Origin of the sequence: Aquisalinus flavus (assembly GCF_014640095.1) — a bacterium.
Lineage (GTDB): Bacteria > Pseudomonadota > Alphaproteobacteria > Caulobacterales > Parvularculaceae > Aquisalinus > Aquisalinus flavus.
Genome location: NZ_BMGH01000001.1, coordinates 3091100 through 3117093 on the forward strand (window position 1 = coordinate 3091100; position 25994 = coordinate 3117093).

A 25994-nucleotide genomic window follows, 5' to 3' on the forward strand; every position below is an offset into this window, starting at 1 on the left:
CCCGGTCATGGCAGCAGGCGACACCCGCAAGCAAAAGAAACTGTTCCGCGACGGCATGTTCTACGAACTGCAGTTGAACGGCCCCGCGCCGGACCGCATGGCGTTCTCGCTCGATGACCCGTACAGGTCAGATCCCGAGCGCGGCGAGGAGCTGATCGCGCAATATCTCGAGGCGCTGTCTGCCGATGATGACGGCACGATGGAGGCCGAGGGCTTTGGCGCACCCTGGCTGGCCGCAGAGCCGGGGACGGTCTGGGCGCGGCGGCTGCAGGAATTTTCCTGGCTGCGCGAGTTGCGCGGCGCCGGCGACGATGCCCGCGAACCGGCCCGGGCCATGGCACTCGGCTGGCTCACGCAGCATGGGGCCTATGAGCCGGAAGTCTGGGCGCCCGATCTCGTCGCCGAGCGGCTGTGGGCGCTGTGTTCCCATGGCGGCTGGCTGATGGAAGGCGCCGATGCCCTGTGGCGGAGCAAGCTCCTGACCTCCATGGCGCGTCAGGCACGGCATCTGTCAAAAGCCGTCTCGCGCATCGACCATCCGGGCAGCCGTCTCGTTGCTGCGCTGAGCCTGATTGCCGCCGGGCTGATCCTGCCCTATCACCGACCCTGCGAGCAGCAGGGCGCCGAGCTGTTGCGGCGGGAGCTGCGCCTGCAGTTGCGCGCCGATGGCGGGCATATCAGCCGCAATCCGTCCCTCCAGATGATGCTGGCGCTCCGTCTGCAAATCATTATTGCCGCCTATGAGCAGAAGGACCTGGCGCCGCCGAATTTCCTCTATCACGCGGTCGGTCGCACCACCGACATGGTCGAGTTCTTCCGCTGCGGCGATGGCCGTCTTGCGGTCTTCAACGGGTCGCATGAAGACGATGCACGGGCCCTTGCCGCCTGCCTCGCCCATGACGTCAGCAATCGCAGCCGCATCGATTTCGCTTCCCAGTCCGGCTATCAGCGCCTTTCAGGTGCGCGCACCTATCTGTTCGTCGATACCGGCTCGCGCGGCCGGCAGATCCAGACCCGGCCGCTGATCGCCGGTGCGCCGGTCACGCCCTTTGACAGTGCCTTCTCGATCCAGCTATCCGATGGCCGCGAGCGGATCATCGTCAATTGCGGGTCGATCGAAGCCTTTGCCGCGACCGAGCCGCGCATGACGCCTGAGAAACTCAAGGCATGGCACGGGGCCGTCAGCGGCGCCGATGCCCATTCGACCCTGTGCGTGCAGACCGCCCATCGCATTGGCGGGGCAGCGAACCAGGCCCAGGGCCGCCCGCTCTATCACCATCTGGAAGAAGACCGCCACGGCCAGCTGCTCGAACTGGAACGCCAGCAGGTCGCCGGCGCGCCCGGCGCGACCCACCGGCGGCGGCTGTATCTCAGCGTCGATGGTGATGACCTGCGCGGTGAAGATGTGCTGATCGCCGCTGGCGGACACCGGGTGCCGCCTTTCGTCATCCGCTTTCACCTGCACCCCGGGATCAAGACATCGCTATCGCGCGATGGCCGCTCCGTCATCCTTGTAACGCCACGTAACGAGGGCTGGACTTTCCTCGCCGGCAAGGCCGACATTGCCATCGAAAAAAGCCTGTACTGCGGGGCAAACGGCCGCAAGCAGGCGACGAGCCAGCTTGTGGTGCGTCCCCGCTCATCCGGTGAAAGCGCGACGCAGATCAAGTGGGCCTTCCGCAAGGCGTCAATTTAATCGGTTTTCCCTGAAACCTGTTGTGCCAAGATTGCGTTACTGTAAGATATCGCCTATGAGCGCTATCTGTGGTTGTGAGGGGATGATTACCGAGTTGAGTCTCGCGGGGAAGCAGTAACGAATGTTCTCATGGATCAAAGAAAAGCTGCGCCGTACGCTGCCGACCGAAGAGGTCCGGACACGCCGTGCGCCGAGTGACTTCACCGGCCTTCCCACCCTCGACAGCGCCAAGCTTCTCCAGCGGCCGCCACGCTCCATTGACCTGCGTGCGGCGACACGGCTGATCGCCGGCAAGCGCGTGCTGATTACTGGTGCAGGCGGGACCATCGGGTCGGAACTCGTGCGCCAGGTGAATGAATTCAGTCCTGAACAGATGATCCTCGTCGATAATTCGGAGTTCAACCTCTACCAGATCGATATGGAGATGCGCGAGATGGGCACGAAGGTGCCGATTTTCCCGCAGCTGATCGATGTCTGCCGCCGCGATCACCTCAATCGCATCTTCGAACAGATCCGCCCTGACATCGTGCTGCACGCCGCCGCATTCAAGCATGTGCCCATCGTCGAAGAGAACCGCTGCCCCGCCGCCCTGACCAATGTGATGGGCGCCAAGAACGTGTTCGATGCGGCGGTCGAGGCCAAGACCGAGGCGGTCGTCTTCATTTCCACGGACAAGGCGGTAAATCCGACGAGCTTCATGGGGGCGACCAAGCGGATCGCCGAGCTTTATACCCAGGCGCTCGACGTCGCGCAGACGGACACCCGATTCGTTACGGTGCGCTTCGGCAATGTGCTCGGCTCTACCGGCTCCGTCGCGCCGCTGTTCGAGCGCCAGATCGCCAGGGGCGGTCCGATCACCGTGACCCATCCGGATATCTCCCGCTATTTCATGACGACCCGCGAAGCCGTGCAACTGGTGCTGCAGGCCGCAGGTCTCGACCATGGCCAGCGCGGGGTCGTTACCCATGACGGACGCATCTTCGTGCTCGATATGGGAGAGCCGATCAAGATCGTGGAACTGGCCCGGCGGATGATCGAATCCCATGGCCTGAAGCCGGATGTCGATATCAAGATCGAGTTCACCGGGCTCAGATCGGGTGAAAAACTTTTCGAGGAAATCTTTCTGGATACGGAGAGACTGGTCAGGACGGGCGCCGATGGCGTGCTGCTGGCGTCCCCGACGATGATCGACCTGCCGCTGCTCAATCCGCGGGTTGCCGACGTGATCCGCCACGCCCAGAGCTGTGACGAGGATGCACTGGCAGAAGCGGTGAGCCATCTCGTGCCAGAATTTCGCCCTCATGCCGCGCCCCAGCGCCAATTTATGCCAAAATCGGCGAAAACCTGAGCACCGCACTGTTTTCTTGGCCTTGAGCAGGACTCACGCTTGAACCGGCTTTGACCCACTTATATTGGTGTGCAAAAGGAAAGCCGATTTCATGCAGACTGCGACGACCCCCGTAAAGCGCGCCCTTCTTTCCGTTTCAGACAAGGCCGGTATTGCCGATTTCGCCAGGGCCCTCGCCGCGATGGGCGTGGAGCTGGTCTCCACCGGCGGCACAGCCAGGCTGCTGCGCGACGCGGGGCTCAACGTGAAAGACGTCTCTGACCTGACCGGGTTCCCGGAAATGATGGATGGCCGGGTCAAGACCCTGCATCCGGGTGTGCATGGCGGGCTGCTCGCGCTGCGCGACAAGGACGATCATGTTGCCGCGATGGAAGAGCACGGCATTGCCGCCATCGACCTGCTCGTCGTCAATCTCTATCCGTTCGAGAAGACCGTGGCTGCCGGTGCCGATTACGACACCTGTATCGAGAATATCGATATTGGCGGACCGGCGATGATCCGCGCGGCGGCCAAGAACCACGCCCATGTCGGCGTCGTGACCGATACGGAGGATTATGCCGTCGTCCTCGCCGAGCTCGACCAGCATGGCGGGCTGACGCTGGAGCTGAAGAAGAAGCTCGCCGCCAACGCCTATGCCCGTACTGCTGCCTATGACGCGGCGATCTCAACATGGTTTGCAAAGGCGATCGGCGACGAGACACCGCGCCGGGTGACCGTTTCCGGCACGCTGCGACAATCGCTGCGCTATGGCGAAAACCCGCACCAGCAGGCAGCGTTCTACGTCTCCGGCGAGATCATCGAGGGCGTGTCGACCGCGCGCCAGGTCCAGGGCAAGGAGCTGTCCTACAACAATATCAACGATACCGATGCGGCCTATGAACTCGTCTCCGAATTCGATGGTGACGCGCCGGCGGTGGCGATCATCAAGCATGCCAATCCGTGCGGCGTCGCGACCGGGACCAGTATCGAGGAGGCCTATCGCCTCGCGCTGCGCTGCGATCCTGTCTCGGCCTTTGGCGGCATTGTCGCACTGAACCGTCCGCTGACGGAGGAAGCTGCAAGGGAGATCACGAAGATCTTCACCGAGGTCGTGATCGCGCCGGGCGCCGATGAAGCGGCGATGGAAATCTTCGCGGCCAAGAAGAACCTTCGCCTGTTGCTGACCGAAGGCCTCGCCGACGCGGGCCGTGGCGGGGACATGATCAAGACCATTGCCGGCGGCTTGCTGCGCCAGTCCCGCGATGCCGGGCGGATCACGGCGGACGACCTCGAGATCGTCACCAGGCGCCAGCCCAGCGAGCAGGAACTGGCGGACCTTTTGTTCGCCTTCCGTGTTGCCAAGCATGTGAAGTCGAACGCCATCGTCTACGCCAGGGACGGCGCGACGGTCGGCATCGGCGCTGGCCAGATGAGCCGTCTCGATTCCAGCCGCATCGCTGCGCGCAAGTCGCAGGATGCCGCCGAAGCGAGCAATGCCGACAGGCCGCTGGCTGTCGGCTCTGTCGTGGCCTCGGACGCCTTCTTTCCGTTTCCCGACGGTCTGCTCGCTGCGGCCGAAGCCGGTGCGACGGCGGTCATCCAGCCGGGCGGGTCGATCAAGGACAAGGATGTCATCGCCGCTGCAGACGATGCAGGCCTCGCCATGGTGTTGACCGGCATGCGCCACTTCCGCCACTGATAACCATAACCAACAGGGAGCTTATCCAGCATGACCAACAAGACCGGACGCGAAACGACTTTCCGCGAAAGTGTCGACATGATGTTCGAGCGCGCTGCCGCTCACCTGGATATCTCCCCCGGCCTGAAAGAGAAGATCCGGGTCTGTAATTCGACGTATACGGTGCGGTTCGGTGTGCGCCTGCGCGGCGAGATCCATACCTTTGTCGGCTATCGTGCCGTGCACTCGGAGCACGTCGAACCGGTCAAGGGCGGCATGCGCTATGCCCTGTCCGTCAACCAGGACGAGGTCGAGGCACTGGCCGCGCTGATGACCTATAAATGCGCGCTGGTAGAGGCGCCGTTCGGCGGCTCGAAAGGCGGGCTCTGCCTCAACCCGGCCGATTGGGAGCCGCATGAACTGGAGCGGATCACCCGTCGCTTCACCTATGAGCTGTCCAAGCGCGATCTGATCTCGCCGTCGCAGAACGTGCCGGCCCCGGATATGGGCACGGGCGAGCGCGAGATGGCGTGGATGGCGGATGAGTACAAGCGCCTTCATTCGACCGAGATCGACAGTTTCGCTTGTGTCACCGGCAAGCCGTTGAACAAGGGCGGCATTGCAGGCCGCGTCGAGGCGACCGGTCGCGGCGTGCAATATGCGCTGCGCTGTTTCTTCCGCTATCCGGAAGATGCCAGGAAGGCGGGCTTGCTCGGCGACCTCGAAGGCAAGACCGTCATCGTCCAGGGTCTGGGCAATGTCGGCTATCACGCGGCCAAGTTCGTGTCTGAAGAGGATGGCGCCAAGGTCATCGCCGTGATCGAGCGAGACGGCGCGGTCGTCGACCTGGATGGTCTGAACATCACCGCCTTGAAGGAACACATCACGTCGACGGGTGGCGTGAAAGGTTTTCCGGGGGCGGAATATGTCGCCGATGGCAACAAGCTGCTGGAGCATGAATGCGACATCATGATTCCGGCGGCTATCGAGGGTTCGATCCATTCCGGCAACGCTGCGAATGTCAAAGCCAAGCTGATCATCGAGGCGGCAAACGGCCCGATCACTGCCAATGCCGACGCGATCCTGCGCCGCAACGGCATTGTCATCATCCCTGACCTCTATGCCAACGCCGGCGGCGTTACCGTGTCCTATTTCGAATGGGTCAAGAACCTGTCCCATATCCGTTTCGGCCGGATGCAGCGCCGTCAGGAAGAGGCCAAGGCGAACCTGCTGGTCGCGGAGCTTGAAAAACAGACGGGTACGACCTTTTCCGACTCCTTCAAGGCGCAATTCATCCAGGGCGCGTCGGAGCTCGACCTCGTACGCTCCGGCCTCGATGACACGATGCGCGGTGCGTATGAGAGCATCCGCGAAGTGTGGGAGACCCATGCGGCGATCACCGACATGCGCACGGCGGCCTATTACGTCTCGATTAATTCGATAGCGGCGAGCTACAGTTCGCTCGGCCTGTAAAGGCTGCTCCAGAATCCTCGAAACGATCAATGTCCCTGCATTCAAGTGCCCCTATTTGAAAGCCCACATCTAGGACTTCCTGGGCGTATACAGCTTGACCCGGCCAAAGGGCCGCGAGGTCACGGATGACTTCGCGGCGGCGGGCGCCGCGCGGGTCGCTTTCATCTTGAAGGGATTATAGGCGCTCGTCGTTTTCTTGCGGCGGGCCGAAATTGCCATGATCTCGTGACGCGGATGCTGGTCGAGTGCGATCGCGACAAGCCGCCGGTTGCGGATTACGCCCCAGACGGCAGCCAGCACGGTCAGTGCGGCGGCGGCGACCAGGATCATAGCGGCAGGGCTCGCCGTGCCGGTATAGGCCTGTGCCCCGGCAAACCCGGTCAGGATCAGCGCGGGCAGGGCCGCGGAGAGGGCAGCGCGGGCATGGGCGATATTGCCCAGGGCCAGTACCAGGGTCAGAGCCGTCAGTATCAGGATGGTCACGGCAGCCGGCACCGGCGCAGCCGTTGCCGAAAGCATCAGCGATCCGCAGCCCAGTGCCGTTGAGATGATGCCGAGACCTGCCGTGTGGCCTGCGCGCCATGTCAGGGGGCGCGAGGCGATCAACCCGCCCATGCGATAGCGGCGCAGACGGCGGGCAACGATCCAGATGGAGGACAGGCTCATACCAAGCCAGAGCAGGATACGGATGATTGCGCCCAGGCCCGGTGCGCTCGGGAGGTGATAGAGGCTGAGGCAGATGGCGGCGACGAAGACCAGTACGAAGCCCGGCATGGCGCGGCGGGCGAGCCTGTCGGTCAGGGCGATCACTGCCATGCGCGAGCGAGACAGCCTTGGCGTACCGGTTCTTTCCGATACGGACACGCTGTCGGACATATAGCCCGTTTCTGCCTGATCACTGACGGCCATCTGGTCCCCCGGACCTTGTAAACACAACTGGAGCAGTGAGATTCGCGCTGTTCGCCGGTTTCGTCCAGAGGGCGCGGCGGCCCGGGCGGGTGCTATTCGGGTGCGCCCCATGGATCGATCTCGTAGCCCGCCTGGATCAGCTCGCCGCGAATGATCAGCGCATCGATATTCTCCGGCTCGCGGTTCAGGGCGATGCGGATATCGGCGGCGGCGCCTTCATAATCGGCAAGCATCTGCTTGGCCTTGGCGCGTAGCGTGTAGCCATTGGCGTTGAGGCGATGTTCGGATTCCAGCAGGTCGAGCACCCGCTTGGTCTGCCCCCATCGCTCCGCCCCGGCATAGACCGGCGCTGCCATCAGGTGCAATTCCGGCGATCGGGGCGCGATGCCATAGGCCTTTTCCAGCGGGATCAGCGCCTTCTCCGGCTCGTCCCCGGCAAGCCAGGCCTGGGCCGACTGGGCATAGAGCCGCGCGGCCATGCCCGGATCATCCGCGCGCAGATCCTCAGCCAGGGCATAGAGCCGGCGCGCACCGACACGCGGCAGGTCCATGGCGAGGTCGGCGAGCGCGGCGCAATGAACGGCCGGCGCTCCGCCGCCATCTGTCACCCAGCGCAGGGCTGCGGCGCGGCCGGCTTCCGGGTCGGTTTCAAGCGCGGCGACACACTCACCGTAACGGGGATCGAGACCCTGTCCGGGAAAATTGTCGTACACGACGGGGCCGTCCCCCGGGACGGTGGCTGGTGCGGTGGCAGTCTGGCTCGACAGCGCGGCGGCAAGGATCAGGGCAAGTATACTCATGCCCGCCTTTATACAGGCTGGCAGCCGGCTGGGGAGCTTAAATTGCGGTTATCTTCAGGCGGCTCTAGCCGGAGGCGGCGGTCTTGTTCGGGGCCTGATCGCCAGCGCCGATCTGGCGTCTTGCCTTGCCCGGGGTGAAGACCAGCGGTTCGTTGTCGTCATCCGCATCGCCCGCCGACATGTCGGGCCCGCTGGCAGGCAAATGACACGTGATGAGCGTGCCCTTGCCCTGGCGCGAAGACAGGCGGACCCAGCCGCCATGCAGCTCGATGAAGCTCTTGACGAGGGACAGGCCGAGACCCGCCCCCGCCCCTGGCCCGCGGCTCTCGAACCGGTTGAAGGCCTTGGCCTGGTCGTCGGCGGAAACGCCGCGGCCGGTATCGCGCACCCAGATGCGCACGGTGTTGCCGTCGCGGTCGGCGCCGAGATGCACGCGGCCGCCTTCCTCGGTGAAGGTGAAGGCATTTGCGAGCAGGTTGAACAGCACCTGTTTGACCCGCTTCTCGTCGGCCATGATCGTGCCGACATCCTCGGCGATATCGAGTTTCAGTTTGACCTGGCTGTCCTCCGCCTTCAGCGCGGCATAGGTCGCTGCGTTCTTCAGCGTTGCGGCGACATCCATTTCCTTGATCTCGAGGTCGAGCTTGCCGGCGTCGATGGCGGCGAGGTCGATGATGTCGTTGATCAGGTCGAGCAGGTGGTTGGAGGCCGACAGGATGTTGGCGGCATATTCCTTCTGGCGCTCGTTCAGCGTGCCGAACATCTCCGTCTCCAGCATTTCGGAGAAGCCGATGATGGTGTTGAGCGGATTGCGCAGATTGTAGGAGATATGGTTGACGAACTTGCTCTTGATCCGGTCCGCCGTCTCCAGCCACTCATTGCGTTCCTGCAGTTCCTTTTCGCGCTCGCGGCTGTCGGTGACATCGAGGAAGGTGACCAGCGTTGCGCCATCGGGCAGCGGCGCGGTGGTCAGCGACACCGTGCGCCCGTCTTTCAGCGACATCTCGACATTGTCGAGCGGCGTGCGGTCCTCCGGTGCGAAGGACGTGACGCGCATCTTCAGCTGTTTCCAGATTTCGCCGGAGCCATCGGCGAGGCGATCGAACAGCTTGGTCAGGCTGGAGAAGTCCGGCAGCTCGCCGAGCATTTTCGCGTCCAGCTTCCACATCTGCTGGAAAGCGGAATTGTACAGCCGCAAATCGCCATCGGCGGCAAACACGGCAACGCCTTCGGCGAGATTGTTGAGGGTCGCGCGCTGGACCGATATCTGGGTGTTGTACTGGGTCTCCAGTTTCAGCTTCTCGGTGATATCCTCGAAAATGACGACGACGCCGCCGAGGGGGTGACGCTGGCGCACGACGCGGGTGGTGTTGCCATTGGGCATGTTCCACAGCTCGTCCGGCGCCATGCCGTCGATGGAGCGCTCGTCGAGACCGCTCTCGGTATACAGCGCAAGCTGCTCGTGTTTCCATGCGCCATAATTGCCATGGGCGGGCAGGCGGCCGGTATGGTGCAGCTTGTCGAGAATTTCGCCATGGCTGGGGCGGGTGCGCAGCTCGGCATCGTCCAGCTTCCACATATCGAGGAAGGCCTGGTTGTAATAGTCGAGTTGCTGGGTCGCGGAGAAGACGGCGACGGCAGACGGCATCTGGTCGAGCGTCTTGCGATGGGCAGACTGGTGACGTTTCAGGTCCTGCTGGGCCTTTTCGAGCTTGGTCACGTCGATGGCGATGCCACACTGGGCCGCGCCGCCGGCCGCATGCATTGGCTGTTCGACGATGCGCAGGACGCGGCGTACGCCCTTGATGTTGACCGGCACGAAATCGTCGACGATGCGGCGGCCCGAGCGCTTGAATTCTTCCCCGGCACGGGCGGCGAGCTTGCGGAAGGCGGGGTCGATCTCGATCTGGCTCTCGATCACCTCCTCCATGTTGATGGCCTCGACCATCTCTACATAGGCGGCGTTGACCCATTCAAGACGCATGTCGGGCCCGCGGCGCCAGGCGGCCATCGGCATCCGGTCGAGATGGTTGAGCGCGCCATGCAGGTCGGCAGCACGGTCGCGGGCCTTGCCCATCACGCCGCCATCCTCGGCGAGGCGCACGGCGGGGTCGGTCAGCCACAGGGTGACCTGGTCGCCGGCGACGCGGCCATCGACCTCGATCGAGCGGCCTTCGTCGGTGACGATGGAGCCGGAGAAGGCAACGCCGTGCTGGCGCAGCTCCTGGACCTTTTCGCGCAGCTTGGAGACATCTTCCGGGGAGACGTCCTCGTCGAGCGGCAATTCGCCGAGGGCGTTGAGGATCGCGTTGGCCGGATTGAGGAAATTGTCGGCCTTGTCGTCGGCGAAGGTCAGCAGCGACGCGAGCGCCGCCGGGCCGCCAAGCACACGCGGATTGCCCCAGCCGGAGCCGATATCGTCATAGCTGTCATTCCAGACAAGGACGAGGCCGGGATGGGCAGCGAGAATGGATTCCGATTTTTCGAGGCTCGCTTCCATCGAGGCCAGCTTGCGCGACCAGGTCAGCGTCTGATTGTTGGACGCGCGCGAGACCAGCAGCGAATAGGTGACCGCGCCGAGCGCCAGGAGCACTGCGCCGCCCATGGTCAGCCAGGCCGGATCGATCGCCGCGCCGATCGCGGCCGCATCGCCGTCCTGCAGCGCCATACCCGCAGACGCGCCAAACGGCGTCGCCAGGGCGAAGGCTCCGGCTGCAATGCCCGTTGCCATTCCTGGCAAGCGTCTGACAAGGCTTGATATTTGTGGTTTGCGCTTCATACACCCGGGAGTCGACGTGGCAATCGTCAACAAATGGTTAATTTTTTCTAAAGCCATAGAAGACTGCTTCGCCGAATCGGCAAAGTAGTTTTCGGTTCTTATGGGGGGAAGTTTTTCGACATTGGCTCATGCCGGTATGGAGAAAGATTCCAGGTCAGGCAAGGGAATCAAACACCCTGCTGAACGGCTCTCTCCCGCCCGCCCGACGCCAATGGCACCGGGCGGGCTCGGGCTCTCTCTTCTCACCCCTGGAGCTGGAAGACGAATGTTTTCTGGACGCCGCGCTGGATGATGCCGCTCTGGCCGCTGGCGGGCATGTATTTCCACTGCCGGATCGCTTCCAGCGCCGAGCGGTCGAAGCAGCTGTCCGACGATCTGACGATCCGGGCGTTGGTGACGCCGCCATTGGCCAGCACGTCAAAGATGACGGTGACCGAGCCTTCGACGCCGCGCCCCGCGCAGCGCGGCGGATAGATCGGCTGTGTCTGCAGCACCGCTGCATTGACGTTGAAATTGCCGGTATCGCCGGGTGTGACGGTGGTAATGGTTTTCTCGGGGCGCGTCGCATCGACGATTGGGCCGCCGGTATCGTCGCGTTGCCATGTCATGTCCGGCGGCGGCGGCGGTGTTTCCGTGACCGTCTTTTCGATCGGCTCGATGGGATCGACCGGTTTCGGTTTCTCTCTGAGGATCGAGAAGGTTGGCGTCTCCGCCGGTTCGCCGATGATGATGTCATCGCTCTTGATCAGGCCGCCCATGACGAGGAACAGCGCGGCCGTGATGACGGCGGCGATGGGCAGGCCGATGGTCAGGCGAAGATTGTTTCCGCGGGGGACATTGAGTGCGTGTGACATGCGTTTCCTCCTTGAAAGGCGCGCTTGCCGGTCATTTCCGGGGCGCGGTCAGCCGGAAGGCGGTCAGCATGTCAGACGCAACGCGGGGTCGAGTGCTGGCCGCGTTCTACGAGTTCGAGTATAGCGCAGATGGGCGAGATTACCAGCGGGTAATTATTGTGCGCCGCACCCGGAATTTCTTAAAATCCTTTGCAATCTTGCATAGGCAGCGTTCGCCGGTCTGGCTATGCTCGCCGCAATAGCTGACAGGAGAGAGCGATGAGCGAGATCACTTTTTACACCAACCCGATGTCGCGCGGACGCATTGCCCGCTGGATGCTGGAAGAGGTCGGTGCACCGTATACGGAAAAAGTCATTCAGTATGGCCCGGACATGAAAGGCACGTATCTGGAGATCAATCCGATGGGCAAGGTGCCGGCGATCGTCCATGGCGAGCAGGTGGTGACCGAATGCGCCGCGATCTGTGCCTATCTCGCCGATGCCTTTCCCGATGCCGGGCTCGCGCCGGCAGTGGACCGGCGCGGCGCGTATTACCGCTGGCTGTTCTTCGCCGCCGGGCCGGTTGAACAGGCGGTGACCAACAAGTCTATGCAGTTCACCGTCGCCGACCCGCAGAAGCAGGGCATGCTCGGCTATGGCAATTTCGAGCTGACCCAGGACACGCTGGCCAAGGCCGTCTCCGGCGACGGCTATGTGGCGGGTCCGGAGTTTACCGCGGCGGATGTCTATGTCGGCGCGCAGGTCAGCTGGGGGGTGCAATTCGGCACGATGGACAAGAAGCCGGAATTCATCGCCTATGCGCAGAGGGTGACCGACCGCGACGCCTACCGCCGGGCGACGGAAAAGGATGACGCGCTGGTCGCGGCGCAGGCGTAATCAAGCAAATGATAATGGCGTGAGTTTACTATGAGCCTAGCCTTGTTTGACCTTTTGGAATTGTCATCCGCAGAGTTCATCCCCGAGAAGTGTAAATTACATTTTGCACGACCTAACTTGGTTGGGGAGCATCCTTTGGAGGTCTTCAAAAGAGGGGAGTTCGATGACTGGCAATGTTGGCAGACAAAACGAAATTTCGAGCGACCATTTGTAGTTTCATTGATTGCCATGCCCGGCGGACAGTGGCTGTTCGCTGGCATATACAAAAGTGAGGGTAGCCCCAAGTGGGAGCCAGAATACAACTTATGGCTATATACCTTAGAGTTTCTTGCGACAGAAAAGACACCAGCAGGAAGGCTCGTGATAAACTATGATTACCGTGATCGACAAACTTATCCCTATGCGGAAAAGCATCGTGATCTATTAATAGTGTCAGAAATTCTGAAGGAGCCCGCTTCTATAGAAAGCTTTGACGGCTATCGCGATGTAAATCTGGCACTAGCTGACCTTCAAATTATAATAGCACGAGAGTTGCCTGACTGGCGCGCCGCCCTTTCATCTGTAAAGGGAATATACCTAATTACTGATCCGGAAAATGGCAAATCTTATGTTGGCAAGGCCGATGGTATCTCTGGGTTTTGGGGGCGTTTTTGCCAGTATGCCAATTCTATACATGGAATGAACCGCGGTTTGATATCTCGAATCGAAGATATCGGAGCCGAGCCTGCCCTAAATTGGCGCATAACAATCCTTGAAGTGGTGGATCTGTATGCCGATAATGACACTGTAAATATGAGGGAAAGTTTCTGGAAGAACGTGTTAATGACGCGTGCGCCTTTCGGTTACAATCTGAATTGAGTCCTGCATCGCTCCTGGGTCATCAGATATGCAGCGCGTGGCCCAGCGCTTTCAGCGCGGCTTCCTGCACCGCTTCCGACTTGGTCGGGTGGGCGTGGATCGTCCCGCCGATATCTTCCAGCCGCGCACCCATTTCCAGTGCCAGGGCGAATTGCGCGGACAGCTCTGATACCTCGCCGCCGACCGCCTGGAGGCCGAGCACCAGGTGATTGTCCTTGCGGGCGACGATGCGCACGAAGCCGCTTTCGTCTTCCATGGTCATGGCGCGGCCATTGGCCTTGTAGGGGAATTGCGCGGTGATGACCTCGTGGCCGGCGGCTTTCGCCTCTGCCTCACTCATCCCGGCACTGACGACTTCCGGGTCGGTGAAGCAGACAGCGGGGATGCAGACCTTGTCCCATGACCGGTTTTCGCCGGCGATGATCTCGGCGACCATCTCGCCCTGCGCCATGGCGCGGTGGGCCAGCATCGGCTCGCCCGTCACGTCCCCGATCGCCCAGACATTGCGCATGGAGGTGTGGCAGCGCTGGTCGATGCGGATGAACTTGCCGTCCATGGCAAGATCCATATTGTCCAGCCCCCAGCCATTGGTGCGCGGCGCGCGGCCGACAGTGACGAGGATCTTGTCCGCCTCGATGCTGGAGGCCTCGCCCGATAGCGTCTCGACGCGGAGGTTACCTTTGTCGTCAAGGCCTTTGGCGAAGGTTTCCAGCATCACCCGGATCTTGAGATTGTCCATCCGGTCTTTCACCGGTTTCGTCAGCTCACGGTCATAAAGCGGCAGGATACCATCGGTCGCCTCGACGATGGTGACGTCCGAGCCGAGCTTGCGGAAGGCGATGCCGAGCTCCAGCCCGATATAACCGCCACCGACAACGGCGAGCTTCTTCGGCACCTCGGTCAGCGACAGCATCTCGGTCGAGGAGACGACCTTGTCGCCAAATGGCAGGTCGGGCAGTTCGACCGAGGTCGAGCCGGTGGCGAGGATGACATGCTCGGCCTTGATGCGGGTCTCGCCATTGCTCGTCTTGACGACGCAGGTCTTGCCGTCGCGCATCTCGCCCCAGCCCTCGACCACGCGAACTTTCGCCTTCTTCAACAGGCCGGCAACGCCGGTGTTGAGGCGCGAGACGATGTCGTCTTTCCACGCCACGGTCTTGGCCAGGGCGATGGTCGGCGGCGCAGTGGAGATGCCGGTTTCAGAGCCTTCGGAATAGCGCTTGATCAGGTCGTATTCATTGGCGGTATGGATGAACGCCTTCGACGGGATGCAGCCGACATTGAGACAGCAGCCACCGAGCTTGCCGCCTTCGACGAGGATGGTGTCGAGGCCGAGCTGGCCGGCGCGGATGCCGGCGATATATCCGCCCGGACCGCCGCCGAGCACGAGTACTTTGCATTGAAGTTCGTTCACTGATCGTCTCCGTCAGGATTTTAAGGTGTTACTGGCGACCGCTCAGTCCATGAACATCGTCGCCGGGAATTCCAGATAGGCTTTGATCGTCTGGATGAACTGCGCCATGTCCCAGCCATCAACGACGCGGTGGTCGAAGCTTGATGACAGGTTCATCAGCTTGCGCGGTTCGATCTGGCCTTGCGCATTATACATCGGGCGCGTGACCATCTTGTTGACGCCGATGATCGCGACTTCGGGTGCGTTTATGACCGGCGTCGAGGCGATGCCGCCAATGGCGCCGAGGGACGTGATGGTGATGGTCGAGCCGGACAGCTCCTCGCGCCTGGCGGTGCCGTCGCGGGCCGCATCGGACAGGCGCCTGATCTCGTTCGCGTTCGTCCACAGATCGTTCGCCTCGGCATGGCGCACCACGGGCACGATCAGGCCGGTATCGGTCTGGGTCGCGATGCCGATATGCGCCGCGCCATAGCGCTGAACGATATCGTTCTCGTCGTCATAGCGGGCATTGACCTGCGGGAAGTCGCGCACGGACATGACGATGGCGCGCATCAGGAAGGGGAGCAGCGTCAGTTTCGGCTGGTCACTCTTGCGGGCCGCGTTCATGTGCTGGCGCAGCTCTTCCAGGGCGGTCATGTCGATCTCGTCGATATAGGATGCATGCGGAATGCGGCGCTTGGCCTCCTGCATTTTCTGCGCGATCTTGCGTCGCAGGCCGATGACCTTGATCTCCTCGATGCTTGTGTTGGGCTGATAGCCTGACGAGCGCGCCTCGATGCCCGGCGCATTGCCGGCGGCATAGGCGTCGAGATCGTCATGGGTGATGCGACCGGCCGGGCTGGTGCCATGGACGAAGCGCAGGTCGATGCCCTGGTCCTGGGCCGACTTGCGCACGGCGGGCGAGGCGAGAGGTTTTTCGTTCGGCTTGCGGACCGCGCCATTGGGACGCTGGGCGTTGACCGAGGCGCCGCTTTTTGCGGGGGAAGCGGCAGCTTGTTTGGCTGACTCTGGAGCCGGCTTTTCTTCCCGCTCTGGCTCGGAAGCCTTTTCCGCTTTCGGCGCTGGCTCTTTTGCCGCCTTCGGTTCTTCCATTTCCTGCGGCTCGGCCTTTGCCCCGGCTGGCGCCTCGACCGGCTCTTTGGAATTGCCGGCACCGGCGACTTCCAGCCTGAAGATTTCCGTGCCGACGGCGATGGTCTCGCCGATCTCCGGCCCGATCCAGATCACCTTGCCGGCGACCGGCGCCGGGATTTCCACCGTCGCCTTGTCGGTCATGACATCGGCCAGAGTCTGGTCGGCCTGGACCTCGTCGCCATTCTTGACATGCAGCTCGACAAATTCGGCCTCGGCCACGCCTTCGCCGACATCGGGAAGTTTTATGACGTGTACGCCCATTATATGGCCTCCATCACGGATTTGAGAGCCTCGCCGACGCGGGCGGGCCCGGGGAAGTAGTGCCACTCCTGGGCGTGGGGGTAGGGCGTGTCCCAGCCGGCAACGCGCATGACAGGCGCTTCGAGGTGATAGAAGCATTCCTCCTGCACCTGGGCGGAAAGCTCCGCGCCGAAGCCGGAGGTCAGTGTCGCCTCATGGACGATGACGCAGCGCCCGGTCTTCCTGACCGACTCGACGATGGTCTCGATGTCGAGCGGCAGGAGCGAACGCAGGTCGATGATCTCGGCGTCAATGCCGGTCTCGGTCGCGGCGGTCTCGGCGACGAAGACCATGGTGCCATAGGCGAGGATGGTGACGTCCTTGCCCTCGCGCACAATGTCGGCCTTGCCCAGCGGCACGGTGTAGTGACCGGTCGGGACTTCGCCCTTGGGATGCTTCGACCACGGCACGACCGGCTTGTCGTGATGGCCATCGAACGGGCCGTTATAAAGCCGCTTCGGTTCGAGGAAGATAACCGGGTCATCGTCTTCGATCGAGGCGATCAGCAGCCCCTTGGCGTCGTAGGGGTTGGACGGGATCACCGTCTTCAGGCCGGAGACATGGGTGAAAAGGCTTTCCGGGCTTTGCGAGTGGGTCTGGCCGCCGAAGATCCCGCCACCGGTCGGCATACGGATCACCAGGGGCGCTGTGAACTGGCCGTTGGAGCGATAGCGCAGGCGCGCCGCTTCCTGGGTGATCTGGTCATAGGCGGGGAACATATAGTCGGCGAACTGCACCTCGACGCAGGGGCGCAGGCCATAGGCGCCCATGCCGATGGCGGAGCCGACAATGCCGCTCTCGGAAATCGGCGCATCGAAGACGCGTTGTGTGCCGTATTTGGCCTGCAGGCCTTCGGTACAGCGGAAGACGCCGCCGAAATAGCCGACATCCTGTCCATAGACGACGACATTGTCGTCCTTGCCCAGCATCACATCCTGCGCGTCGCGGATGGCCTGGATCATGTTCATTCTGGTTGTTTCGGGTTTGTCGTCGAACATCGCCTATATCCCCATCTTCTGGCGCTGGCGGCGCAAATGCGGTGGCACGTCCTTGTAGACCTGCTCGAACATTTCAGCGGCGCTCGGTCCCGGGCCGTCATGCAGCGTGCCGTGGCTTTCCGCCTCGATGGCGGCTTCGCGCATTTCGTCGGCATACTGAGCCTCCGCCTGGGTGTGGCGCTCTTCCGACCAAAGGTCCTTGGCGATGAGGTGTTGCTTCATGCGCTTGATCGGATCGCCCAGGGGCCATGCTTCATGCTCTGTCTTGGGGCGGTATTTCGACGGATCGTCTGAGGTCGAGTGCGCGCCGGCGCGATAGGTGACCCATTCGATCATGGTCGGGCCATGGCCACGGCGGGCACGCTCGATCGCCCAGAGCGAAGCGGCATAGACCGCGACCCAGTCATTGCCGTCGACGCGCAGGGACGGTAGGCCATAGCCATGGGCGCGTTCGGCGAAGGTCGAGCTTTCCGCACCGGCAATACCGTGGAAGGAGGAAATCGCCCACTGATTGTCGACGACGTTGAGAATGACCGGCGGCTTGTAGACGGAGGCGAAAACCAGCGCTGTGTGGAAGTCGCCCTCGGCTGTCGCGCCATCGCCGATCCAGGCAGAGGCGACCTTGGTGTCGCCCTTGATCGCCGAGGCCATGGCCCAGCCGACGGCCTGGATATATTGCGTCGACAAATTGCCTGACACGGTGAAGAAGCCCGCCTCCTTGAAGGAGTAGAGCACCGGCAGCTGGCGGCCGCGCAACTCGTCCTGCTCGTTGGAGTAAATCTGGTTCATCATCTTGGTGACCGGCCAGTCCTGCGCGATCAAAAGCCCCTGCTGCCGATAGGTCGGGAAGTTCATGTCGCCCTGGGCCAACGCCATCTGGTGGCCGGTGGCGATGGCTTCCTCGCCGGTGCACTGGATGTAGAAACTGGTCTTGCCCTGGCGCTGGGCCTTCAGCATACGCTCGTCAAAGGCCCGGGTGCGCATCATCGCCCTGAGGCCGGCTTCCAGCTGGTCGTCGGAAATATCCTCGGCCCACGGGCCAACGGCCTTGCCCTCATCGTCCAGCACACGGATGATATCGAAGCCGAGATCGCGGATCTGGTCGAAATCCGTGTCGATCGGCGGCTTGCGCACGCTGCCTGCCTCGGGCACCACGAACTTGTCGAAGGTCGGCGTGTCGCCCGGCCGTACCGGCGGTTCAGGCACATGCAGCTTCAGCGGCGCGTAGTCGTTTTCTTCCCTGGCCATAATTCTCCGCTCAGTCATTATTTTTGCAGTCACCTTGCCCTAAATTCGCCCAGAGGTCAGCCGACCAGAACAGCAAAAAACGTATGCATTTTCGCCACTTATTCCAATCCGGTGCGCCTTTTTGGAGGAAGGTCTTATCCTGTTTCCAAGCCTTGACTCAGCTTGTGCGCAGGGCTTCTCCTCTGTGCCAATAGACTTATAAGCGGTGAGGCAGGTGGCAAGGGCGCAGCCCGCGGCCTATCTCAATCGCAAGCCGGAAGGGACTGGAAACCAGATGGACTTCGCGCTCGCAGAAGAACAGGAAGCGATCAGGGACATGGCCGGGCGGTTCGCCCGCGAGGAGCTGGCCCCTCATGCCGCGCAGTGGGACAGGGACAAGCATTTCCCCGTCGATGTGATCAAACAGGCGGCCGAGCTTGGCCTTGCCGGGATCTATACCAGCGAGGATGTCGGCGGCTCCGGCCTGTCGCGGCTCGACGCGGTGATGATCTTCGAGGAACTGTCGGCGGGGTGTACCTCGACCGCGGCCTATATCTCCATCCACAACATGGTCTCCTGGATGATCGACCGGTTTGCCGGCGACGCCCTGCGCCGGAAATATTGCCCGAAGCTGACGACGATGGAGATGCTCGCGTCTTATTGCCTGACCGAGCCCGGCTCCGGTTCCGACGCCGCTGCGCTGCGCACGAAGGCGGTGAAGGATGGCGATGAGTATGTCCTGAACGGTTCCAAGGCGTTTATCTCCGGTGCCGGTGTCTCCGATCTCTATCTCGTCATGGTACGGACGGGCGAGGACGGCCCGAAGGGCATTTCCGCGATCCTCGTCGAGAAAGACACGCCCGGCCTTTCCTTTGGTGCCAATGAGCGCAAGATGGGCTGGAGTTCACAGCCGACGGCGGTCGTCACGTTTGAAGACTGTCGCGTCCCGGCAGAAAACCTGATCGGTGCCGAGGGCGAGGGGTTCAAATTCGCCATGGCAGGCCTCGATGGCGGACGGCTGAATATCGCTGCCTGTTCGCTCGGCACCGCCAATGCCGCGCTCGCCGCCGCGCTGGACTATACAAGCGAGCGCATCGCCTTCGGCAAGCCGCTGTCGGCCAATCAGGCGCTGCAGTTCACCCTTGCCGACATGAAGACCGAGCTGGAAGCGTCGCGCTCGCTGCTGTATCGCGCGGCGTGGTCGCTGGATGAAAAGACGCCCGATGCCTCCTCGCTGTGCGCCATGGCCAAGCGCTTCGTCACCGACACCGGGTTTGAGGTCGTCAACAGGGCGCTGCAGATGCATGGCGGCTATGGCTATCTCGCCGACTATCCGCTGGAGCGGATGCTGCGCGATGTGCGGGTGCACCAGATCCTCGAGGGTACGAACGAAATCATGCGGCTGATTGTTGCCCGGCATATGCTGAAACCCTATCAGACCGGTTAACAGGAGACTTCGATGAAAATCCATACAGACGATCCCATTGTCATTGCCTCCATGTCGCGCACGGCGATCGGCGGTTTCCAGGGTGAGTTCGCCGACCTGACGGCGTCAGACCTCGGCGCCAAGGTGATCCATGACGTGCTGCGCAAGGCAGGTGTGAAAGAGTCCGAGGTGAACGAAGTGCTGATGGGCTGTGTCCTGCCCGCCGGTCAGGGGCAGGCCCCGGCGCGCCAGGCAGCGATCAAGGCCGGGCTGCCGGTATCCGTTCCGTGTACGACGGTCAACAAGATGTGCGGCTCTGGCATGAAGACGGCGATGATGCTGGCCGAAGCCCTGCTGGCAGGTACGGCCACGGTCGGCGTTGCCGGTGGCATGGAGAGCATGACCAATGCGCCCTATCTGTTGCCGAAGATGCGCGCCGGTGCGCGGCTCGGCCATGCCGAGGCGAAGGATCACATGTTCCTCGACGGGCTGGAAGATGCCTATGAGGGCGGGCTGATGGGCAATTTTGCCGAGAAATGCGCCGACAAATACGAGTTCTCCCGGCAGATGCAGGACGAATATGCGATCGAGAGCCTGACCCGCGCCCGCACCGCCCACGAGAGCGGTCAGTTTACGGATGAGATCTTGGCCATCACGGTCGAGACCCGCAACGGCAACTATACCGTCGCCCAGGATGAGCAGCCGACCAGGGCGAAGCCTGAAAAGATTCCGTCCCTCAAGCCCGCCTTCCGCAAGGACGGCACGGTAACGGCGGCCAATGCTTCCTCCATCTCCGACGGTGCGGCAGCGCTCCTGATGATGCGCCTGTCGGAGGCCGAGCGCCGCGGCCTGACGCCGGTGGCCAAGCTGATCGGCCAGACCAGCCATGCCCGCGAGCCGAGCTGGTTCACGACCGCGCCGGTGCAGGCGATGAAGGATCTGATGGATGCGTGCGGCTGGCACACTTCCGATATCGACCTGTTCGAGGTCAATGAGGCCTTCGCGGTCGTGCCCATGGCGGCGATGGAAGAGCTGTCGATCCCGCACGAAAAGATCAACGTCAATGGCGGCGCGTGCGCCCTCGGCCACCCGATCGGTGCCTCCGGCGCGCGCATCATCGTCACCCTGCTGAACGCCCTGCGTCATCGCGGGATGAACCGTGGCATCGCCAGTCTATGCATCGGCGGCGGCGAGGCGACGGCGATGGCGTTCGAGCTGATGGACTGAGTCTGCCCCCGTCCTTCGAGACGCCGCTTCGCGGCTCCTCAGGATGAGGACATATAAAAAATGAACGGAGGAAACCCCATGAAGACGCTTGGCCATTTCATCAACGGACAGCATACGAACGGTACATCGGATCGCCGTCATGACGTGTTCAACCCGACGACCGGTGAGACCCAGGCGCAGGCCGTCCTGGCGAGCCGGTCCGATGTCGAGGATGCCATCGCGTCGGCGCAGAAAGCCTTTCCCGGCTGGGCCGCGACCAACCCGCAACGCCGTGCCCGTGTCCTGTTCAAGTTCAAGGAACTGGTCGAGAAGGACATGGAGAACCTGGCCAGGTTGCTCTCCGCCGAGCATGGCAAGACGATCCCCGACTCGCGCGGCGACGTGCAGCGCGGTCTGGACGTGATTGAGTTCGCCTGCGGCATCCCCCATTTGCAAAAGGGCGAGTATACCGAAGGGGCAGGGCCGGGAATCGATGTCTATTCCATGCGCCAGCCGCTGGGCGTCGTGGCCGGCATCACACCGTTCAACTTCCCGGCGATGATCCCGATGTGGATGTTCGGCGTCGCCATCGCCTGCGGCAACACCTTCATCAACAAGCCGTCGGAGAAAGACCCGTCCGTGCCCCTGCGCCTTGCCGAGCTGATGATGGAAGCCGGTGCGCCGGAAGGTGTGCTGAACGTCGTCAATGGCGACAAGGAAGCCGTCGACACCCTGATCGAGGATGCGCGCGTCAAGGCGATCAGCTTTGTCGGCTCGTCCGACATCGCGCAATATATCTATGCCGGCGGCACCGCCCACGGCAAGCGGGTGCAGGCCTTCGGCGGCGCCAAGAACCACATGATCATCCTGCCCGATGCCGACATGGACAATGTCGTCAACAACCTGATCGGCTCTGCCTATGGCTCCGCCGGGGAGCGCTGCATGGCGACGCCGGTTGCCGTGCCGGTTGGCGAGGACACCGCCGAGCGCCTGATCGACATGCTGAAGCCGCGCGTTGAAGGCCTCAAGATCGGCCCGTCCACGGATGAAGGCTCCGACCTCGGCCCGCTCGTCACCGCCGCCCATCGCGATCGCGTGCGCCAGTGGATTGGCAAGGCCGTCGAGGAAGGCCAGGACCTGGTCGTCGACGGCCGCGAGTTCACGCTGCAGGGCTATGAGAACGGTTTCTTTATGGGCGGCACGCTGCTCGATCACGCCAAGCCAGGCCAGTCTTCCTATGAGGAGGAAATCTTCGGGCCGGTGCTGCAGGTCGTCCGTGCCCGGAATTTCGAGGAGGCGGTCGCGCTGCCCTCCGACCATCAATATGGCAATGGCGTTGCGATCTTCACCCGCAATGGCGCAGCGGCGCGGGAATTCGCCGCGCAGGTCAATGTGGGGATGGTCGGCATCAACGTGCCGATCCCGGTGCCGGTCTCCTATCACACCTTTGGCGGCTGGAAGCGGTCGAGCTTCGGTGACACCAACCAGCACGGACCGGAAGGCGTGCGTTTCTGGACCAAGATCAAGACCATCACCCAGCGCTGGCCGGAGGATGTGCAGGGCTCCGAATTCGTCATCCCGACGATGAAGTAGGCGATGATGGATCAGGGGTGACGCTGCGCCCGCGCGGCCTATGTCGTGAGGGAAGCAGAACAGGAGAATTGCCATGCCGACAGTCGTAATCACCGGGGCCAATCGCGGGATTGGTCTTGAGTTTACCCGCCAGTTCGCCGCCGATGGCTGGTCCGTCCATGCCAGCTGCCGCACCCCGGACAGCGCAGAGGAACTGAACGCCGTCGAAGGCGATGTCACCGTGTACCAGGCCGATATCACCAGCGAGAGCGATCTTGCCGCCTTTGCCGGCGCCGTGTCCGGCCCGGTCGACCTGCTGATCGCCAATGCCGGGGTGATGGGGCCGAAGGGCGAGGGCCAGGAATTCGGCTCGCTCGATTTCGAGGGCTGGGACGAAACCTTCCGTGTCAATACGATGGGCCCGTTGCGCACGGCCGAAGCCTTCCTGCCGGCCGTGGAAAAAGCGAAAGGCAAGATCGTCGCCATCACCTCCAAGATGGGCTCGATCGGTGATTCCTCTTCCGGGCGCATCATCTATCGCTCGACCAAATGCGGGCTGAACATGGCGATGAACATGGTCGCTGCGGCCTGCGCGCCCAAGGGCATTGCCGTTGCCACGCTGCATCCGGGCTGGGTGCGCACGGACATGGGCGGGCCGAACGGGCTGATCGACACGACCGAAAGCGTGAGCGGCCTGCGCCAGGTGATCGACGGGCTGGAGCCGCAGGAGACGGCGCCGTTCCTTGATTATGCCGGCAAGACCATTCCATGGTGACAAGCATAACCCGCCGTTAAGGGGCGGGGATAAATCAGCAGGGAGACGACTATGAAAATCCTCTTCATCGGCCTCGGCCATATGGGCTCCGGCATGGCGGCGAACCTCGCCAGGGCAGGCCATGACGTGATCGCCCATGATCTGTCCGACGCTGCGGTCCAGCGGGCCGTCGAGGCCGGGTGCCGCGCCGCTGACGGGCTGGCCGGGGCGGCTGGCGAGGCGGAGGCCGTCATCTCCATGCTGCCGGCGGGCAGGCATGTCCGCGATGTCTATCTCGGCGAGGCCGGTATCGCGACACGGGCGCGGCAGGGCACGCTGTTCATCGACTGCTCGACCATCGACGGCGACAGTGCCATTGCCGTCGGCGAAGGCGCGAAGGCGCGGGGCTTTGCTTTCGTCGATGCGCCGGTCTCCGGCGGCACGGCGGCGGCGGAGGCGGGCACGCTGACCTTCATGGTCGGCGGGTCCACGGCGGATTTCGAGCGCGCAAAAGAAGTGCTGGGCGCCATGGGCAAGAACATCTTCCATGCCGGCGGTGTCGGGGCCGGGCAGGCGGCGAAGATCTGCAACAACATGCTGCTGGCGATCTCCATGATCGGCACCTGCGAGGCGTTCAACCTCGCGGAAAAGCTGGGCCTCGATGCGCAGACCTTTTTCGACATCTCGTCCAAGGCGTCGGGCCAGTGCTGGTCGATGACGAGCTATTGCCCCGCCCCGGGGCCAGTGCCGGGCGCGCCGTCCAACCGCGACTATCAGCCCGGCTTTGCCGCGGCGATGATGCTGAAGGATTTGCGCCTTGCCCATAACGCGGCGGAGAAGGCGAAGGCGGCAACGCCGCTGGGCACGCTGTCGGAGTCACTCTACACGATGATGGAAGCGGCGGGCACGGACGATCTCGACTTTTCCGGCGTGATGAAGCTGATCCGGGGCGATCTGAAGGCTTGAGGCTAGGCTTTCTCCGCCGCTGCAGCGTCTGCCGTGATCGCTTTCAGGATCACTTCCGCCGTGGCCTTGTTCAGGGCCATGGGGATGTCGTAGACCGCGCCGAGCCGGGTCAGCGCCTTGACGTCGACATCGTGGGGCATGGGCGAGAGCGGGTCCATGAAGAAGATCATCGTGTGCACCTTGCCCTCGGCGATCATTGCGCCGATCTGCTGGTCGCCGCCGAGAGGCCCGGACTTGACCGGGCGGATCGTGAGCGACGGGCAGGCCTCGGCCAGCAACCCGCCGGTTGTGCCGGTGGCAACGATGGTGAAGGCCGACAGGGCGCCCTCGTGCCGCTTGGCGAAGGTGACCATCTCGGCCTTCTTCTTGTCATGGGCGATGAGCGCGATCGTCTTCTTTGCGGCAGCCATAAGTCAGTCTCCTCAGGGCCACCGGCCTAGATTCCTTGTTTGGCGCGTTTCCTTGCGGTGAACCGGTTTCCACTTCACCGGGAAACGCTCTAGCACGGTTGCCGCCGTCTCGCCAAGCTAGCCCGCCGACGGCCCGGTGGCATTGGTCACGGCGGCATCGAGGAAGGCGACCGCCTCGTCCAGCTCGCCGCGCCATTCGCAGCGCTCGCCGCGGCGCTGGCAGCGCTGCTGCAGGATCTTCAGGTGGGCGAGGCGCTCCTCCGCCTTGTCGACATTGCCGTCGAGCAGTTCGAGCAGGCCGATGCGGTAATGGGCATCGAAAAAGCGCTCATCGTTGGACATGGCGATGACGCGATAGAAATTCGCCTTGGCCTCTTCGTTCTTGCCCTGTTTCACCTGGGACATGCCGATCATGTAAATCTGATAGGCCGGCATGTCGCAGCTGCGCGCGGCGACGTCGTCGGCGTCGGGGCGCTGGGTGTCGCGGAAATCCGAGCCAGAGGATTGCGGCTGCGGGGCGACGTCGCCGCCGCCGACGGGCGCCGCGCCCGACGCCCCGGCATCGGCTGCGACCTGACCGCCGCGGGCGGCTTCGAAGGCGAAATCCTCCATCATCTCGACCCGCTCGGCGCAGCGAAGGTTGTTGCCGAACTCCAGCTCCGCGGTGGGGTAATCGCCGCGCATGAAGGCGGCCATCGCCTCGTCGCGCGGACCGCCGCCGCCGAAAATGGTGATGATGTCCTCTTCTTCCCGGGTCGGGGGCTCGGAGGCGGGGGCTGCGTCCTCGTCCTGGAGGGCGTGGGCCGGCATGAGGGCCAGCACGGTTAGGCCGAAAACGGCCGAAAAAATCGTTTCCTTGAACATCACGACACTCTTCCCTCCGCCCCGTGACCCCGCCGGGGTGGGAGCGATTCTTCCCTGAACAGGCCATACTTTGGCACAGGATTGCCGTGGAGAACAGAGGGCAGGCTAGAGACATCGTGCGGTGCCTTACCGGCATTTCGCTGTCAAGGCGGCACCCGCTTCGCGGCGCGGCGTAGCTGCCGCCTTGACAGCGAAATGCCGGCACGACAATTGGCAGCCATGCCTTTACGGCGGATTCCGCCGTAAAGGCATGGCGAGACCCTTTTTTTCCGAATGCCAGAGACGGTGAGGCGGCTTGGTACAGCCGCGGCAAGGCCTCTGGAAAATAGGTCCCGGGTTGATGCTGCGCTTGGCCGGAATGACAAGAGGGGCAGCACTAAAAGCACCGGCAAGCAACGCTCGCGGTGGTGAAAAAAGGTCAAGGGGGCCCGTGCATGGCGGCCATTGCCTCATTAGAATAAAAATTATGGCAT

General features: G+C 62.8%; 21 protein-coding genes. 11 read left to right on the top strand and 10 right to left on the bottom strand.

Annotated elements, in window-relative coordinates:
* Positions 1-7: 7 nt before the first annotated feature.
* From IEV88_RS14260 to IEV88_RS14275, 4 genes are all read left to right on the top strand, one after another.
* Positions 8-1696 carry a heparinase II/III family protein gene (locus tag IEV88_RS14260; RefSeq protein ID WP_188157802.1) on the top strand — a complete coding sequence of 563 codons (1689 nt, stop codon included), beginning with the start codon at positions 8-10 and terminating at the stop codon, positions 1694-1696.
* Positions 1697-1817: 121 nt separating this feature from the next.
* Positions 1818-3044, top strand: coding sequence for a UDP-N-acetylglucosamine 4,6-dehydratase family protein (locus tag IEV88_RS14265; RefSeq protein WP_188157801.1), 1227 nt, complete (start codon positions 1818-1820; stop codon positions 3042-3044).
* 91 nt (positions 3045-3135) lie between these two features.
* Positions 3136-4722, top strand: a complete 1587-nt coding sequence (gene purH, locus IEV88_RS14270) for a bifunctional phosphoribosylaminoimidazolecarboxamide formyltransferase/IMP cyclohydrolase (RefSeq protein WP_188157800.1) — start codon at positions 3136-3138, stop codon at positions 4720-4722.
* Positions 4723-4752: 30 nt separating this feature from the next.
* Complete coding sequence (locus IEV88_RS14275) at positions 4753-6174, top strand: Glu/Leu/Phe/Val family dehydrogenase (protein WP_188157799.1); 1422 nt, start codon at positions 4753-4755, stop codon at positions 6172-6174.
* 69 nt (positions 6175-6243) lie between these two features.
* On the opposite strand, the gene IEV88_RS14280 is transcribed toward IEV88_RS14275, so the two are convergent.
* The 4 genes from IEV88_RS14280 to IEV88_RS14295 form a co-directional block, all read right to left on the bottom strand.
* Positions 6244-7083 carry a hypothetical protein gene (locus IEV88_RS14280; RefSeq protein ID WP_188157798.1) on the bottom strand — a complete coding sequence of 280 codons (840 nt, stop codon included), beginning with the start codon at positions 7081-7083 and terminating at the stop codon, positions 6244-6246.
* 92 nt (positions 7084-7175) lie between these two features.
* Complete coding sequence (locus IEV88_RS14285; protein WP_188157797.1) at positions 7176-7883, bottom strand: tetratricopeptide repeat protein; 708 nt, start codon at positions 7881-7883, stop codon at positions 7176-7178.
* A gap of 64 nt (positions 7884-7947) precedes the next feature.
* Positions 7948-10614, bottom strand: coding sequence for a sensor histidine kinase (locus tag IEV88_RS14290; RefSeq protein WP_188157796.1), 2667 nt, complete (start codon positions 10612-10614; stop codon positions 7948-7950).
* A 290-nt stretch (positions 10615-10904) separates the two neighbouring features.
* Positions 10905-11516 (bottom strand): energy transducer TonB, encoded by a 612-nt coding sequence (locus IEV88_RS14295; RefSeq protein ID WP_188157795.1) that lies wholly within the window; start codon positions 11514-11516, stop codon positions 10905-10907.
* 258 nt (positions 11517-11774) lie between these two features.
* On the opposite strand from IEV88_RS14295, the gene IEV88_RS14300 reads away from it, so the two are divergent.
* Positions 11775-12392, top strand: a complete 618-nt coding sequence (locus IEV88_RS14300) for a glutathione S-transferase family protein (RefSeq protein ID WP_188157794.1) — start codon at positions 11775-11777, stop codon at positions 12390-12392.
* A gap of 30 nt (positions 12393-12422) precedes the next feature.
* Positions 12423-13250: a GIY-YIG nuclease family protein gene (locus IEV88_RS14305; protein ID WP_188157793.1), complete on the top strand. Its 828-nt coding sequence runs from the start codon at positions 12423-12425 to the stop codon at positions 13248-13250.
* A gap of 22 nt (positions 13251-13272) precedes the next feature.
* Here IEV88_RS14305 and lpdA read toward each other — a convergent pair whose 3' ends face one another.
* The 4 genes from lpdA to IEV88_RS14325 are packed head-to-tail and all read right to left on the bottom strand — an operon-like array spanning position 13273 to position 18344.
* Positions 13273-14664, bottom strand: coding sequence for a dihydrolipoyl dehydrogenase (gene lpdA, locus IEV88_RS14310; protein ID WP_188157792.1), 1392 nt, complete (start codon positions 14662-14664; stop codon positions 13273-13275).
* Positions 14665-14706: 42 nt separating this feature from the next.
* Positions 14707-16059 carry a dihydrolipoamide acetyltransferase family protein gene (locus tag IEV88_RS14315; RefSeq protein WP_188157791.1) on the bottom strand — a complete coding sequence of 451 codons (1353 nt, stop codon included), beginning with the start codon at positions 16057-16059 and terminating at the stop codon, positions 14707-14709.
* Positions 16059-17096 carry an alpha-ketoacid dehydrogenase subunit beta gene (locus tag IEV88_RS14320; RefSeq protein WP_206711145.1) on the bottom strand — a complete coding sequence of 346 codons (1038 nt, stop codon included), beginning with the start codon at positions 17094-17096 and terminating at the stop codon, positions 16059-16061. Before IEV88_RS14320 ends, IEV88_RS14315 begins: the two co-directional genes overlap by 1 nt.
* A 3-nt stretch (positions 17097-17099) precedes the next feature.
* On the bottom strand, positions 17100-18344 hold the full coding sequence (locus IEV88_RS14325; RefSeq protein ID WP_188157790.1) for a thiamine pyrophosphate-dependent enzyme: 1245 nt from the start codon (positions 18342-18344) through the stop codon (positions 17100-17102).
* Between the two features lie 274 nt (positions 18345-18618).
* Here IEV88_RS14325 and IEV88_RS14330 point away from each other — a divergent pair, with 274 nt between their 5' ends.
* From IEV88_RS14330 to mmsB, 5 genes are all read left to right on the top strand, one after another.
* Positions 18619-19770 (top strand): isobutyryl-CoA dehydrogenase, encoded by a 1152-nt coding sequence (locus IEV88_RS14330; RefSeq protein ID WP_188159158.1) that lies wholly within the window; start codon positions 18619-18621, stop codon positions 19768-19770.
* 12 nt (positions 19771-19782) lie between these two features.
* Positions 19783-20976, top strand: a complete 1194-nt coding sequence (locus IEV88_RS14335) for an acetyl-CoA C-acyltransferase (RefSeq protein WP_188157789.1) — start codon at positions 19783-19785, stop codon at positions 20974-20976.
* A 78-nt stretch (positions 20977-21054) separates the two neighbouring features.
* Positions 21055-22548 (top strand): CoA-acylating methylmalonate-semialdehyde dehydrogenase, encoded by a 1494-nt coding sequence (locus IEV88_RS14340; protein ID WP_188157788.1) that lies wholly within the window; start codon positions 21055-21057, stop codon positions 22546-22548.
* A 73-nt stretch (positions 22549-22621) separates the two neighbouring features.
* A complete protein-coding gene (locus tag IEV88_RS14345; RefSeq protein ID WP_188157787.1) occupies positions 22622-23302 on the top strand; it encodes an SDR family oxidoreductase in 681 nt (226 codons plus the stop codon).
* Positions 23303-23353: 51 nt separating this feature from the next.
* Positions 23354-24247 (top strand): 3-hydroxyisobutyrate dehydrogenase, encoded by an 894-nt coding sequence (mmsB, locus tag IEV88_RS14350; RefSeq protein ID WP_188157786.1) that lies wholly within the window; start codon positions 23354-23356, stop codon positions 24245-24247.
* Between the two features lie 2 nt (positions 24248-24249).
* Here mmsB and IEV88_RS14355 read toward each other — a convergent pair whose 3' ends face one another.
* Both IEV88_RS14355 and IEV88_RS14360 read right to left on the bottom strand, forming a co-directional pair.
* A complete protein-coding gene (locus IEV88_RS14355) occupies positions 24250-24657 on the bottom strand; it encodes a methylglyoxal synthase (RefSeq protein WP_188157785.1) in 408 nt (135 codons plus the stop codon).
* Between the two features lie 117 nt (positions 24658-24774).
* Positions 24775-25521 (bottom strand): tetratricopeptide repeat protein, encoded by a 747-nt coding sequence (locus tag IEV88_RS14360; protein WP_188157784.1) that lies wholly within the window; start codon positions 25519-25521, stop codon positions 24775-24777.
* Between the last annotated feature and the right edge of the window lie 473 nt (positions 25522-25994).